This is a genomic window from Streptomyces sp. NPDC052773 (assembly GCF_044547145.1).
In the GTDB taxonomy this organism is placed as follows: domain Bacteria; phylum Actinomycetota; class Actinomycetes; order Streptomycetales; family Streptomycetaceae; genus Streptomyces.
The window spans coordinates 508,737-522,064 of record NZ_JBITZX010000003.1; the positions used below are offsets into that span (position 1 = coordinate 508,737).

Genomic DNA, 13,328 nt, shown 5'->3' on the forward strand with positions numbered 1-13,328 from the left:
TAGCAGGACATGCGCCGCCGACTGATCCAGTCCACGCTCGCCGTGGTCCTCGTCGTGATCGCCGTGTTCGGCGTCTCCCTCGTCATCGTCGAGACCCGGACCATCAGCGAAAGCGCCAAGGAGCGGGTGGAGTCGGAGGCGGTCCGGCTGGCCAGCATCGTCGACAGCCGGATCCTCGCCGCCGAGAAGATCAGCGCCGATCTGCTCGGCGACCAGCTCGGCAGCGACCAGTACGCCGTCATCCGCATCCCCGGCCAGGCGCCCATCGAGATCGGGCAGAAGCCGGACGGCGACGTCATCGAGGCCACCCGCACCGGGGACCAGCGCGAGACGGTCACCGTCCAGGAGCCCCGCTCCGCGGTGTTCCGCGAGGTCGGCCGGACCCTGCTGATCATCGGCGCGGTCGCGCTGCTCGCCGTGATCGCCGCGGTGCTGCTGGCGCTGCGTCAGGCCGACCGGCTCGCCTCACCGCTCACCGACCTCGCCGAGACCGCCGAACGCCTCGGCTCCGGCGACCCGCGGCCCAAGCGCAAGCGCTACGGCGTCCCCGAGCTGGACCGGGTCGCCGACGTCCTCGACGCCTCCGCCGAGCGCATCGCGCGGATGCTCACCGCCGAGCGCCGGCTCGCCGCCGACGCCTCCCACCAGCTGCGCACCCCGCTCACCGCGCTGTCGATGCGGCTGGAGGAGATCACCCTCACCGACGACCTGGCCACGGTGAAGGAGGAGGCGACCATCGCGCTCACCCAGGTGGAACGCCTGACGGACGTGGTGGAGCGGCTGCTGACGAACTCGCGCGACCCGCGCACCGGCTCCGCCGTCACCTTCGACCTCGACGAGGTCATCCAGCAGCAGCTCGCCGAGTGGCGCCCGGCCTACCGCCAGGCGGGGCGCGCCATCGTCAGCTCCGGCAAGCGCCATCTGAAGGCGGTGGGCACCCCGGGCGCGGTCGCCCAGGTGCTCGCGGCGCTGATCGAGAACTCCCTGATGCACGGCGGCGGCACGGTCGCCCTGCGCACCCGCGTCACCGGCAACCAGGCCGTCATCGAGGTCACCGACGAGGGCCCCGGCGTCCCGGCCGACCTGGGCGCCCGGATCTTCGAGCGGGCCATCAGCGGCCGCAACTCCACCGGTATCGGCCTGGCCGTCGCCCGCGACCTGGCCGAGGCCGACGGGGGCAGGCTGGAGATGCTCCAGGCGTCACCGCCGGTCTTCGGCCTGTTCCTGTCGCGTACGGCGGTGCGCAAGCCGGAGGACGAGGGCGAGCGGACGGTCCGCTAGCCGGCCGGTGGCCGTCGGCGCTCCCGGTCCGCGCCGTAGAGCTAGACCTTGGCCCGCTGCCGGGTGCGCTCGCGGTCGCGGGGCCGCTCGGTCTCCAGGAACGACTCGGGGTCGGCGGAGGCCGGCCGCACCGGCAGTGCCCGGAACACCCAGCTGCGGTAGGACCAGAACCGGAACAGGGTCGCGATGCCGATGCCGAGGAACTTGAAGATGTTGCTCTGCAGCGGGCTGTCCCAGCCGAAGCCGTACGTCGCGGTGTAGAGAACCCCGTTCTCGATGACCAGGCCCACCGCGCTGAACAGCAGGAACAGCGTCATCTCACGGGTTCGGCCGCTCTTGTCGCGGTCCCGGTAGGTGAAGTAGCGGAAGCCCACGTAGTTGAAGGCGATCGCCACGACGGTCGCGATCACACTGGCCCGCACCACCGGCAGCTCGGTGACGTGCCGTACCAGGTTGAACACGGCGAGGTTGACGAGCAGACCCGCACCGCCCACGGCTCCGAACTTGGCGGCCTCGCGCGCGAGGCGGCTCAGCCGCTGCCGCAGCGCGGTGGGGGGCGTCGCAGGGAGCCCCGAGGAATCACGTCCCATGGTCGTGAAGGCCCCCGTCCGTCGGATTCGTCAACCCCGTCATGCTAACCACCCCCCTTCCGTGATCGCCTGTGGACGAGCGGGCGGGCCGCGGAAAGACCGCCGACCGGCCAGGGCGACGGCGGAATCCGGCCGCCTTGGCGCGCCGGATACCCTGGGGGCGTGACGTTCCCGGTAGTCGGTATGGTCGGCGGGGGCCAGCTCGCTCGTATGACACACGAGGCGGGCATCCCGCTGGGCATCAAGTTCAAGCTCCTCAGTGACACCCCTCAGGATTCCGCGGCGCAGGTCGTGAGCGATGTCGTCATCGGCGACTACCGCGATCTCGACACGCTGCGCGAGTTCGCGCGCGGGTGCGATGTGATCACCTTCGACCACGAGCATGTGCCCACCGAGCACCTGCGGGCCCTGGAGGCGGACGGCATCCCCGTGCGCCCGGGTCCCGACGCGCTGGTGCACGCCCAGGACAAGGGCGTGATGCGGGCGAAGCTCGTCGAGATCGGCGTGCCGTGTCCGCGCCACCGGATCGTGAGCGATCCGGACGACGTGGCGGCCTTCGCGGCGGAGGGTGGGGGCACCTCCCGCTCGAGCGAAGCCGAGAGTGGGGGAGGGTTCCCCGTGGTCCTCAAGACCGTCCGCGGCGGCTACGACGGCAAGGGCGTGTGGGTGGTGGACTCCGTCGAGGAGGCCGCCGACCCGTTCCGCGCCGGAGTGCCGGTGCTCGCCGAAGAGAAGGTCGACTTCGTGCGCGAGCTGGCCGCCAACGTGGTCCGCTCCCCGCACGGGCAGGCCGTGGCCTACCCCGTGGTCGAGTCCCGCCAGGTCAACGGCGTGTGCGACACGGTCATCGCCCCCGCCCCGGACCTCGACGAGTCGCTGTCCCTCCAGGCGTCGGAGATGGCCCTGACGATCGCCAAGGAACTCGGTGTCGTCGGCCACCTCGCCGTCGAGCTGTTCCAGACGCGCGACGGCCGCATCCTCGTCAACGAGCTGGCGATGCGCCCGCACAACTCCGGCCACTGGTCGATGGACGGCGCCATCACCTCACAGTTCGCCAACCACATCCGCGCGGTCCTGGACCTGCCGCTCGGCGACCCGCGCCCGCGCGCCAAGTGGACCGTGATGGTCAACGTCCTCGGCGGCGACTTCCCGGACATGTACCCGGCGTATCTGCACTGCATGGCCCGCGACCCCCAGCTCAAGATCCACATGTACGGCAAGGACGTGAAGCCCGGCCGCAAGGTCGGTCACGTCAACACCTACGGCGACGACCTGGACGACGTGCTGGAGCGCGCCCGTCACGCTGCCGGCTACCTGAGAGGCACGATCACCGAATGAGCACCGCCGCGGGCCCCGTCGTGGGCATCGTCATGGGGTCGGACAGCGACTGGCCCGTCATGGAGGCCGCCGCCAAGGCCCTCGACGACTTCGAGATCCCCTACGAGGTCGACGTGGTCTCCGCGCACCGCATGCCGCGCGAGATGATCACGTACGGCGAGCAGGCCGCGGACCGCGGGATCAAGGTGATCATCGCCGGTGCGGGCGGCGCCGCCCACCTGCCCGGCATGCTCGCCTCCGTCACCCCGCTGCCGGTCATCGGCGTGCCGGTCCCGCTGAAGTACCTCGACGGCATGGACTCCCTGCTGTCGATCGTGCAGATGCCGGCCGGTGTCCCGGTGGCGACGGTCTCCGTCGCCGGTGCCCGCAACGCCGGTCTGCTCGCGGCCCGTATCCTCGCCGCACACGACGAGGACCTGCTGGCGCGGATGAGCGAGTTCCAGCAGGACCTCAACGACCAGGCCACGGAGAAGGGCAAGCGGCTGCGCGCCAAGGTCGACGGCTCCGGCAACGGCTTCGGCTTCGGCAAGTGACAGCCCGCTGAGGCGTACCGACGCCACTCACGCCCACTGACGAAGGGACGGCGATGACCTCGCTGGAGGAGGCCCGGGAACTGCTGCGCGCGTTCCCGGTGGTCGACGGGCACAACGACCTGCCCTGGGCACTGCGCGAGCAGGTCCGCTACGACCTCGGCGCCCGGGACATCGCCGTCCCCCAGGGCGGCCATCTGCACACCGACATCCCGCGCCTGCGGGCCGGCGGGGTGGGCGCCCAGTACTGGTCGGTGTTCGTCCGCGCCGACCTGCCCGACCCGGTCACCGCGACGCTGGAGCAGATCGACTGCGTGCGCCGGCTGATCGACCGTCACCCGGACGCGCTGCGCCCGGCGACGACCGCGGCGGATGTGGAGGAAGCGCGCGCGGAGGGCCGTATCGCCTCCCTGATGGGCGCGGAGGGCGGGCACTCCATCGCCAACTCCCTGGGCACCCTGCGCGGTCTGTACGCGCTCGGCGTGCGCTACATGACGCTCACCCACAACGACAACGTGGACTGGGCGGACTCCGCGACGGACGAGCCGGGCGTCGGCGGGCTGTCGGCCTTCGGCCGCGAGGTGGTCCGGGAGATGAACCGCCTCGGCATGCTGGTCGACCTCTCGCACGTGGCCGCCACCACCATGCGGGACGCGCTGGACACCAGTACCGCGCCGGTGATCTTCTCCCACTCCTCCGCCCGCGCGGTCTGCGACCACCCCCGCAACATCCCGGACGACGTGCTGGAACGCCTCCCCGCCAACGGCGGTGTCGCGATGGTGACGTTCGTGCCGAAGTTCGTGCTCCAGGCCGCCGTCGACTGGACGGCCGCCGCCGACGAGAACATGCGCGCCCACGGCTTCCACCACCTCGACACCACCCCCGAGGCGATGAAGGTGCACCGCGCCTTCGAGGAGCGCCACCCGCGCCCGGTCGCGACCGTCGCCACGGTCGCCGACCACCTCGACCACATGCGCGAGGTCGCCGGCATCGACCACCTCGGCATCGGCGGCGACTACGACGGCACCGCCTTTACTCCCGACGGCCTGGACGACGTCTCCGGCTACCCCAACCTCATCGCCGAACTCCTCGACCGCGGCTGGTCCAAGACCGACCTGGCCAAGCTGACCTGGCAGAACGCGGTACGTGTCCTGGGCGCGGCCGAGGACGTGGCACGCGACCTCCAGGCCACCCGGGCCCCCTCCAACGCCAGCATCGAGGAACTGGACGGCTGAGGCACGTCGGGACCTGTTTCCCCTCATCAAGCGCGTCAACGAGGACCACACGCCGGTCCGCATCAGCTCCAAGGGTGGCGACGCGGTCCTCATGTCCGCAGACGACTTCGAGGCCTGGCAGGAAACCGTCTACCTGCTGCGCTCGCCCGCGAACGCCCGGCGCCTCATGGAGGCCGTGGCCCGGGACCGGGCCGGTGAGGGCACCGTCGCCAAGACCCTGGAGGAGCTGCAAGCGCTGGCGGGGGACGAGTGAGGAGCGTCCACCTCGATCCGGACGCCTGGGAGGACTTCCTCTTCTGGCTTGCCGCGGACCGCAGGATGGCCCGCCGGGTCACCCGCCTGATCGGTGAGGTCCAGCGCGACCCGTTCGGCGGCATCGGGAAACCGGAACCGCTCAAGGGCGACCTGTCCGGCTACTGGTCCCGCCGGATCGATGACGAGCACCGGCTGGTGTACCGGGCCGACGACAAGGAAGTGAAGATCCTCAAAGCGCGTTACCACTACCACGACTGAGGGCGTGGCCCCGTCGAGGTGATCGGAGCGGAGCAGCCGCGCCGACCTGGGGTTCTCGGCCGGGGGTACCCCCGAACGCCCCGTCCACCGGGTACGGCTCGGGGTGGCGTGCGACGGTGACGGTAAGCGACCGCCGCGCACGTCAGGAGCCGCCATGGCCGAACTCCAGGACGACCTGCACACCCCTTCCGAGGTCGGCGAGCTCGGCGACCTGCCGCTGGGCGGGCCGTTCCCGCCCGAGCCGTACGTCCCCGGCGAGGGGGACGACCCCGACGCCGCCCCGCTGGAGCGGGCGCACGCCCTGCTCGCCGCGCACCCCGTCGCCGACGGCTACAGCGGGCTGCCGTGGGCCCTGCGCCATCTGCCCTGGTACGACCTGGAGACCGGCGAAACCGCCGTCGACACCGACGTACCGCGGCTGCGGCAGGGACATGTCGGGGCGCTGTTCTGCTCCCTGCACCTGCCCGAGGGGCTGGCCGCCGACCGCGCGGTGGCCGCGACGCTGGAACAGCTGGACCTGGTCCGCAAGGTGATCGCCGGGCACCCCGAGAGCCTGCGCCTGGCCCTCACCGCCGGGCAGGTCATCGACGCCCGCAACTGCGGCCGGGCCGCCGTCATCCTCGGCCCCGCCCACGCCGCCGCCCTCGACGACTCCGTCGGCCTGCTGCGGGTGCTGCACGCGCTCGGACTGCGGGTGCTCACCCTCTCCGGGACCTCGTGGGCGAGCAAGGCGGGGCTGACCCGGTTCGGTGAGGAGGTGGTGCGCGAGATGAACCGGCTCGGCGTGCTCGCCGACCTCTCCGGTGCCTCCGAGGAGACCTTCCGCCGGATCCTCGCGTGCTCCCGGGCGCCCGTGCTGGCCACCCGCTCCGCCGCCCGCAGCCTGCGCCCCCACCCCGCCAACCTGCCCGACGAGCTGCTGGCCGAGCTGGGCGCCGCCCAGGGCCTGTGCATGGTGCCGCTGACCGCCGAGCAGACCGGCCCGTCGGTGCGGGACGTCGCCGACCACCTCGACCACGTCCGCGACCTGGCCGGCCCCGCGTCCGTCGGCCTCTCCGGCACCTACGACGCCGGCTGCGCCCACCCGCAGGAGCTGGGCGACGCCTCCTGCTATCCGCATCTGATCGCCGAGCTGCTGCGGCGCGGCTGGAGCGAACCCGACCTGGCGCTGCTGACCTGGGGGAACGTCCAGCGGGTGCTGCGCGTCGCGGACTTCACGGCGCGGGCGGCGCAGCAGCGCCGGGCCCCGTCGGCGGTGAAGATCGCCGAACTCGACGGATAGGTACGGGCAGGTGACGTCAGGACTGCTCAGGTCACCTCAGGAACGCTCGATCCGGCACAGGCAGAACGGATGCCCCGCCGGATCGGCGTAGACCCGGAAGTCCTTCGTCTTGTCGTCCTCCGCGTCCAGGACCCGGCCGCCGAGGGCCAGCACCCGCTTCTCGGCCTCGTCGACCTCCTCCCAGGTGGACCCGGCGTCCAGGTCGAGATGGAACTGCTGCGCGTTCCGGTCGGAGCGCGGCCACTCCGGCGGGCGCAGGTCCGGCGCCGACTGGAAGCACAGCCGGGGCCCGCCGGGGACCTGGAGCACCACCCAGTCGGGGTCGGCGTCCTCGGGCTCGCCGCCGATGATCCCGGCGTAGAAGCGGGCGAGGGCGCGCGGGTCGGGGCAGTCGAGGACGACGGAACGCAGACGGGCGGCGGGCGGCATGGGCACCTCCATGGGTGTGGTCCGGGCTCAGCAGGCGCAGAGGCAGAACGGGTGCCCCGCGGGGTCGGCGTACACACGCCAGGTGCGGGAGCGGTCCTCGGCGTCCAGCACGGTGGCGCCGAGCGCGAGCACCTCCTGCTCCGCCGCGTCCAGGTCCTCGACGTCCAGGTCGAGGTGGAACTGCTGCGAGGCGTCCGGGGACGGCCACTTCGGCGGGACGAAGCCCGGTGCGGCCTGGAAGGCCAGGTCCTGCCCGTCGGGCACCTTCAGGGAGACCCAGCTCCCGTCCTCCTCCGGCTTCACGGTGCCGCCCAGCACCGCGGCGTAGAAATCGGCCAGCCGGCGCGGGTCGGGACAGTCCAGGACGACGACGCCCAGTTTCGCGAGTGCCATGACTTCCTCCTCGTCGAGGCGTTACCGGTAGAGACGGGTAACCGGTAACCGTTACCGCATGCTCCCCCATAACGGGTAACGTCGCAAGCATGAGCGACAGACTTCCCGCGCCCGGCGGACTCGCCCTGGTCGAGGCCCTGGTCAACACCGTCGACCTGGAGTCGGGGCGGGACGATCTCGACACGCCCGAGGGCCGGGCGCGGTTCGGGATCGCGGAGGGGGACCTGGACGCCGCGCGGGAACTGCGGGAGTCGCTGCGCGCGACCTGTCTGGCGCACGCCGGTCACCCGCCGCACCGCCCGGTCACCCCGCTCGGGGACCTGCTGGCGCGGGCGCCGCTGTACGTCGCCGTCGACCCGCGCGACGGCTCGGCCCGCTTGGCCCCCGCCGACGACGGGCCACTGCTGTCCCGGGTCGCGGCGGCCGTGGCCCAGGCCCTCACCGAGGGCACCTGGGAGCGGCTGAAGGCCTGCGAACTGCCCTCCTGCCACTGGGCGTACTACGACCGCAGCCCGGCCGGCCGCGGCCGCTGGTGCTCCATGCAGGTCTGCGGCGCCCGCGCGAAGATGCGCCGCTACCGGGCGAAGGGGGCGTGAGGGGCGGGAAGCGCGCGCGGCGCGGCGAACCGAGTCCGGGGCGCTGTGCGTGGGCGCCGGGGCGCGCGGGGCACACGTGCCGCCGCCCAGGGCTGCCATGCGGCGAGGCGTGGTCGCCGGTTACCCGGCGGAGGGCCCGCCGCAGGCGGCGAGCAGGCGTCTCACGCCCAGCGGTGCCTCGCCCGACGAAGTGCGCGGGACGCGCGCGGCGCGCTGAAGCACGTGCGGCGCGTGGCGGGGCGCGGGGTGGCGCGCGGTGAAGCGCGTGCGGTGCGCGGTGGAGTACGTGTGAGACGCCGCGAAGGATACGTGGCGTCGGCCGAGTTGGTGCAGAATGCGACAAGACGCCGGTTCGGCCGACTGAGCCTCGGCCGAACCGGCGTCGCCGTGCGTGCCGGTGCACCCCGGGCGGCGAGGCGCGGCCCACGCGCACGCCGCGGCTTACGCGGTGGGGCGGCCCATCGCCCGGTACGTCCAGCCCGCGCGGCGCCACAGCTCCGGGTCGAGCGCGTTGCGGCCGTCGAGGATGACGCGGGCCGCCGCCACCTCGCCGAGCGCCTCGGGGTCCAGCTCGCGGAACTCCCGCCACTCCGTCAGATGCAGCACGACGTCCGCGCCGCGCACCGCCTCCGGCGCGGAGTCGGCGTAGCCGAGGGTGGGGAAGATCCGGCGGGCGTTGTCCATGCCCTTCGGGTCGTAGACGGTGACCTGGCCGCCCTGGAGGTGGATCTGCCCGGCCACGTTCAGCGCCGGCGAGTCGCGGACGTCGTCCGAGTCCGGCTTGAAGGTCGCGCCGAGCACCGCGACGCGCTTGCCGAGGAACGGCCCGCCGCCCAGCGCCTGCCGGGCCAGCTCCACCATCTGGCCGCGCTGGCGCATGTTGATGGAGTCGATCTCGCGCAGGAAGGTCAGCGCCTGGTCGGCGCCCAGCTCACCGGCGCGGGCCATGAACGCCCGGATGTCCTTCGGCAGGCAGCCGCCGCCGAAGCCGATGCCCGCGCGCAGGAACTTGCGGCCGATCCGGTCGTCGTAGCCGATCGCCTCGGCCAGCTTGGCGACATCGCCGCCCGCGGCCTCGCAGACCTCGGCCATCGCGTTGATGAAGGAGATCTTGGTGGCGAGGAAGGAGTTCGCGGAGGTCTTCACCAGTTCGGCGGTCGGGAAGTCGGTGACGACGAACGGCGTGCCCTCGGCGAGCGGCGTGGCGTACACCTCGCGCAGCAGCTTCTCCGCGCGGTCGCTGCGCACGCCGACCACGATCCGGTCCGGGTGCAGGGTGTCCTCGACGGCGAAGCCCTCGCGCAGGAACTCCGGGTTCCAGGCCAGCTCGGCGTCGCCGCCGGCCGGGGCGTGCTCGGCGAGGTAGCGGGCGAGCCGGTCCGCGGAGCCGACGGGCACCGTGGACTTGCCGACGACCAGGGCGGGGCCGTTCAGGTGCGGGGCGAGCGAGGCGAACGCGGCGTCGACGTACGACATGTCGCAGGCGTACTCGCCGTGCCGCTGCGGGGTGTTGACGCAGACGAAGTGCACGTCGCCGAAGGCGCCGACCTCGGCCCAGTCGGTGGTGAACCGCAGCCGCCCGGTGGAGCCCTCGATCCCGGCGACGTGCCCCCGCAGCAGCTCGTCCAGGCCCGGCTCGTACATCGGGGTCTCGCCCCGCCGCAGCATCTCGATCTTCTCGGGGACCACGTCGAGCCCCAGCACCTCGAACCCGAGTTCGGCCATGGCCGCGGCGTGCGTGGCGCCGAGATAGCCGGTGCCGATCACGGTGATCTTGAGGGCCATGGATGCTCCTGGGGGTACGACGGTCATGCGGAGCCCGAGCATAGTCGGGCCGCACGCCGGGCAGCTTTCCCCCTGTCGCCAAGCTCACCTACCCCTGCCGTGGCCAGAGCTCTAAAATTTGTGTTACTTAACGGTAATTAGCGTCCTTGGAGCGTGAGAGACCTTGGCCGGATCGGCTGATTTCGACCTGTACCGCCCGTCCGAGGAGCACGACATGCTCCGCGACGCCGTCCGCGCGCTGGCCGAGGCGAAGATCGCGCCGCACGCCGCCGCCGTGGACGAGGAGGCCCGCTTCCCGCAGGAGGCGCTGGACGCCCTGGTCGCCAACGACCTGCACGCCGTGCACGTACCCGAGTCCTACGGCGGCGCGGGCGCCGACGCCCTGGCGACCGTGATCGTGATCGAGGAGGTGGCCCGCGTCTGCGCGTCGTCCTCCCTCATCCCCGCGGTGAACAAGCTCGGCTCGCTCCCCGTCATCCTCTCCGGCTCCGAGGAGCTGAAGAAGAAGTACATGACCCCGCTCGCCAAGGGCGAGGCGATGTTCTCGTACTGCCTCTCCGAGCCCGACGCGGGCTCCGACGCGGCCGGCATGAAGACCCGCGCGGTCCGCGACGGCGACCACTGGGTGCTCAACGGCGTCAAGCGCTGGATCACCAACGCGGGCGTGTCGGAGTTCTACACGGTGATGGCCGTGACGGATCCCTCCAAGCGCTCGAAGGGCATCTCCGCCTTCGTCGTCGAGAAGTCCGACGAGGGCGTCTCCTTCGGCGCCCCCGAGAAGAAGCTCGGCATCAAGGGCTCGCCCACCCGCGAGGTCTACCTGGACAACGTCCGCATCCCCGCCGACCGCATGATCGGCGAGGAGGGCACCGGCTTCGCCACGGCGATGAAGACCCTGGACCACACCCGCATCACCATCGCCGCCCAGGCCCTCGGCATCGCCCAGGGCGCCCTCGACTACGCCAAGGGCTACGTCCAGGAGCGCAAGCAGTTCGGCAAGCCGATCGCCGACTTCCAGGGCATCCAGTTCATGCTCGCAGACATGGCCATGAAGATCTCGGCCGCCCGGGCCCTGACCTACCAGGCCGCCGCCGCCTCCGAGCGCGGCGACGCCGACCTCACCTACCTCGGCGCGGCGGCGAAGTGCTTCGCCTCCGACGTCGCCATGGAGGTCACCACGGACGCCGTCCAGCTCCTCGGCGGCTACGGCTACACCCGTGACTACCCGGTCGAGCGCATGATGCGCGACGCCAAGATCACCCAGATCTACGAGGGCACCAACCAGGTCCAGCGCATCGTGATGGCGCGCAACCTGCCGTAACCCCGGACACGGACACGCGAAACGGCCCCCGGCGACGCGCCGGGGGCCGTTCCCACGCCGTCCTCATGCCGTCCTCAGCCGGCCGAGACGGTCACCTTCTCGTCGTTCTTCAGCTGCTCCATCAGCGGCTTGACCTTGGTCATGTCCCACTGGAGGTTGCCGTTCGCGGCGTTCCCCGCGAGCGGCATGTTCATGGACGTCCCCTCGTTGCCGCTGACGCTCTTCATCGCCCAGAACATGGACGCCAGGTCCCACAGGCCCATGTCCTTGTCGACGATCAGGGAGTCCAGGCCCGCGCCCATCGTCGGGTAGAGCCTGAACGGGTTGAGGATCGTGCCGGGGGTGGCCACCTGGCTGGCGAGGGCGTTGAGGAACTTCTGCTGGTTCTTCGTGCGGTCCAGGTCGGAGCCGGCCAGCGCGTACCGGGTGCGGACGAAGGCGAGCGCCTCCTCGCCGTTCAGGGTCTGCCTGCCCTTCTCGAAGTTCGCGCCGGACTTGGTGTCCTTGATGTCCTGCGGGATGTCCATCTCCACGCCGCCGACCGCGTCGACGATGTTCGCGAAGCCGGCGAAGCCGATCTCCACGTAGTGGTCGATGTGCAGCCCGGTGTTGTACTCCACGGTGCGCACCAGCAGCGTCGGCCCGTCGATGGAGTACGCGGCGTTCAGCTTGTTCGCGCCCTTCGCGGGCAGCATCTTGCCCGACTCCGAGCCCTTGAACTCGGGGATCGTGACGTTGGAGTCACGCGGCAGCGATATCAGCGTCGGGCCGTTGCTGCCGGTGTGCAGGATCATCATCGAGTCCGTGCGCTTGCCCTCGGCGGACCCGGTGTGCAGCTTCTTCTTCTGCTCGTCGGTCATGCCCTCACGGCTGTCCGAACCGACGATCAGGTAGTTGGTGCCCTCGCCCTTCTCCGGCCGGTCGATCACCGTCGACAGATCGACCTCGCGGTTGAGCTTGGAGTCGGCCCAGAAGTACGTGCCGACGGTCGTCACGACCAGCACCGTGGCCAGCGTGATCGAGGTCACCTTGATCCGGCGGCGCCAGTTCGGCGCGGGCCGCGCCTGCCGGGGCCCGCCCCCGCCGGGACCACGGCCGCCGGGGCTGCCGTAGACCTGCCCGGTGTTGTAGCCGCTGTCGTACCCGCCGGGATCGCCCTCACCGCCGTCGACGTACGACGGCTGCCGGGGCACCCCCTGGCCGTACGGCGGTGCCCCCGGGCCCGAGGCGGGCGGTACCGCCGGGCCGCCGCGCCGCACCTGGCGCATCACGCGGGCACCTTCCGGCTGCGCGCCGGCGCTCCCGCGTCCGTAGCGCGGGCCGCGGTTGTCGTCGGACCATCCCTCGGGCCAATCGTTCATGGGCCCCAGTGTGCCGGGCGCGGCCGTGTGCTTTACAAGGGTCCGTGGAAAACAGGGGCCTGGCTGTTGCGAACCCGACACAAATTCCCCGGATGCCCGTTCGGCATAAGGTGGAGGCCATGACAGACCAGGCCAGCGCCACGGAGCCGGACATCCCGGGCAAGCCCACCTCCGCGTCCCGGACCACGCTCAGCCACATCATGACCCACAACGACACCAACCTGCTGGGTACGGTGCACGGCGGCGTGATCATGAAGCTGGTGGACGACGCCGCGGGCGCCGTGGCCGGCCGGCACAGCGGCGGGCCCGCCGTGACCGCCTCCATGGACGAGATGGCGTTCCTCGAGCCGGTCCGCGTCGGTGACCTGGTCCACGTCAAGGCCCAGGTCAACTGGACCGGCCGCACCTCCATGGAGGTCGGCGTCCGCGTCCTCGCCGAACGCTGGAACGAGTCCGCCCCGCCCACCCAGGTCGGCTCCGCCTACCTCGTCTTCGCCGCGGTCGACGCCGACGGCAAGCCCCGCCGGGTGCCGCCGGTCATCCCGGAGACCGAGCGCGACAAGCGCCGCTACCAGGAGGCCCAGATCCGCCGCACCCACCGCCTCGCCCGCCGCCGCGCGATCATGGAGCTGCGCGAGAAGCGGGCCGCCGAGGGCTTCGAGGACTGAAGCCCC

Annotated in this window: 15 protein-coding genes; 10 read left to right on the forward strand and 5 right to left on the reverse strand. The window is 71.8% G+C overall.

Going from position 1 to position 13,328, the window contains the following annotated elements:
• Positions 1-9: 9 nt before the first annotated feature.
• Positions 10-1,281, forward strand: a complete 1,272-nt coding sequence (locus tag ACIG0D_RS10275; RefSeq protein ID WP_399798077.1) for an ATP-binding protein — start codon at positions 10-12, stop codon at positions 1,279-1,281.
• 41 nt (positions 1,282-1,322) lie between these two features.
• On the opposite strand, the gene ACIG0D_RS10280 is transcribed toward ACIG0D_RS10275, so the two are convergent.
• Positions 1,323-1,871: a GtrA family protein gene (locus tag ACIG0D_RS10280; protein WP_365766312.1), complete on the reverse strand. Its 549-nt coding sequence runs from the start codon at positions 1,869-1,871 to the stop codon at positions 1,323-1,325.
• 162 nt (positions 1,872-2,033) lie between these two features.
• On the opposite strand from ACIG0D_RS10280, the gene ACIG0D_RS10285 reads away from it, so the two are divergent.
• The 6 genes from ACIG0D_RS10285 to ACIG0D_RS10310 all read left to right on the forward strand — a co-directional run bounded on the left by ACIG0D_RS10285 (position 2,034) and on the right by ACIG0D_RS10310 (position 6,769).
• The gene (locus ACIG0D_RS10285; RefSeq protein WP_399798080.1) at positions 2,034-3,209 is read left to right on the forward strand and encodes a 5-(carboxyamino)imidazole ribonucleotide synthase; all 1,176 of its coding nucleotides are present in this window, start codon (positions 2,034-2,036) and stop codon (positions 3,207-3,209) included.
• A complete protein-coding gene (purE, locus tag ACIG0D_RS10290; RefSeq protein WP_399798084.1) occupies positions 3,206-3,742 on the forward strand; it encodes a 5-(carboxyamino)imidazole ribonucleotide mutase in 537 nt (178 codons plus the stop codon). The genes ACIG0D_RS10285 and purE overlap by 4 nt, the downstream gene beginning before the upstream one ends.
• A 53-nt stretch (positions 3,743-3,795) precedes the next feature.
• Positions 3,796-4,974 carry a dipeptidase gene (locus ACIG0D_RS10295; RefSeq protein WP_399798086.1) on the forward strand — a complete coding sequence of 393 codons (1,179 nt, stop codon included), beginning with the start codon at positions 3,796-3,798 and terminating at the stop codon, positions 4,972-4,974.
• A 13-nt stretch (positions 4,975-4,987) separates the two neighbouring features.
• On the forward strand, positions 4,988-5,227 hold the full coding sequence (locus ACIG0D_RS10300; RefSeq protein WP_399798213.1) for a type II toxin-antitoxin system Phd/YefM family antitoxin: 240 nt from the start codon (positions 4,988-4,990) through the stop codon (positions 5,225-5,227).
• Complete coding sequence (locus ACIG0D_RS10305) at positions 5,224-5,487, forward strand: Txe/YoeB family addiction module toxin (RefSeq protein WP_399798089.1); 264 nt, start codon at positions 5,224-5,226, stop codon at positions 5,485-5,487. The genes ACIG0D_RS10300 and ACIG0D_RS10305 overlap by 4 nt, the downstream gene beginning before the upstream one ends.
• A gap of 154 nt (positions 5,488-5,641) precedes the next feature.
• A complete protein-coding gene (locus ACIG0D_RS10310) occupies positions 5,642-6,769 on the forward strand; it encodes a dipeptidase (RefSeq protein WP_399798092.1) in 1,128 nt (375 codons plus the stop codon).
• A gap of 36 nt (positions 6,770-6,805) precedes the next feature.
• Here ACIG0D_RS10310 and ACIG0D_RS10315 read toward each other — a convergent pair whose 3' ends face one another.
• Together ACIG0D_RS10315 and ACIG0D_RS10320 are read right to left on the reverse strand one after the other, a co-directional pair.
• Positions 6,806-7,198: a VOC family protein gene (locus tag ACIG0D_RS10315; protein ID WP_365766307.1), complete on the reverse strand. Its 393-nt coding sequence runs from the start codon at positions 7,196-7,198 to the stop codon at positions 6,806-6,808.
• 27 nt (positions 7,199-7,225) lie between these two features.
• Positions 7,226-7,591 (reverse strand): VOC family protein, encoded by a 366-nt coding sequence (locus ACIG0D_RS10320; RefSeq protein WP_399798096.1) that lies wholly within the window; start codon positions 7,589-7,591, stop codon positions 7,226-7,228.
• An 89-nt stretch (positions 7,592-7,680) separates the two neighbouring features.
• Between ACIG0D_RS10320 and ACIG0D_RS10325 the strand changes: the two genes are divergently transcribed.
• A complete protein-coding gene (locus ACIG0D_RS10325) occupies positions 7,681-8,187 on the forward strand; it encodes a CGNR zinc finger domain-containing protein (RefSeq protein WP_399798099.1) in 507 nt (168 codons plus the stop codon).
• 441 nt (positions 8,188-8,628) lie between these two features.
• On the opposite strand, the gene ACIG0D_RS10330 is transcribed toward ACIG0D_RS10325, so the two are convergent.
• Positions 8,629-9,972, reverse strand: a complete 1,344-nt coding sequence (locus ACIG0D_RS10330; RefSeq protein ID WP_399798102.1) for a UDP-glucose dehydrogenase family protein — start codon at positions 9,970-9,972, stop codon at positions 8,629-8,631.
• Between the two features lie 163 nt (positions 9,973-10,135).
• Between ACIG0D_RS10330 and ACIG0D_RS10335 the strand changes: the two genes are divergently transcribed.
• The gene (locus tag ACIG0D_RS10335; RefSeq protein WP_399798104.1) at positions 10,136-11,293 is read left to right on the forward strand and encodes an acyl-CoA dehydrogenase; all 1,158 of its coding nucleotides are present in this window, start codon (positions 10,136-10,138) and stop codon (positions 11,291-11,293) included.
• A gap of 74 nt (positions 11,294-11,367) precedes the next feature.
• Here the strand turns inward: ACIG0D_RS10335 and ACIG0D_RS10340 are convergent, their stop codons facing one another.
• Entirely contained in the window at positions 11,368-12,654 is a 1,287-nt protein-coding gene (locus ACIG0D_RS10340; protein ID WP_399798107.1) for an LCP family protein, read from the reverse strand.
• Positions 12,655-12,773: 119 nt separating this feature from the next.
• Between ACIG0D_RS10340 and ACIG0D_RS10345 the strand changes: the two genes are divergently transcribed.
• Positions 12,774-13,322 (forward strand): acyl-CoA thioesterase, encoded by a 549-nt coding sequence (locus tag ACIG0D_RS10345; protein WP_399798109.1) that lies wholly within the window; start codon positions 12,774-12,776, stop codon positions 13,320-13,322.
• Positions 13,323-13,328: the final 6 nt, after the last annotated feature.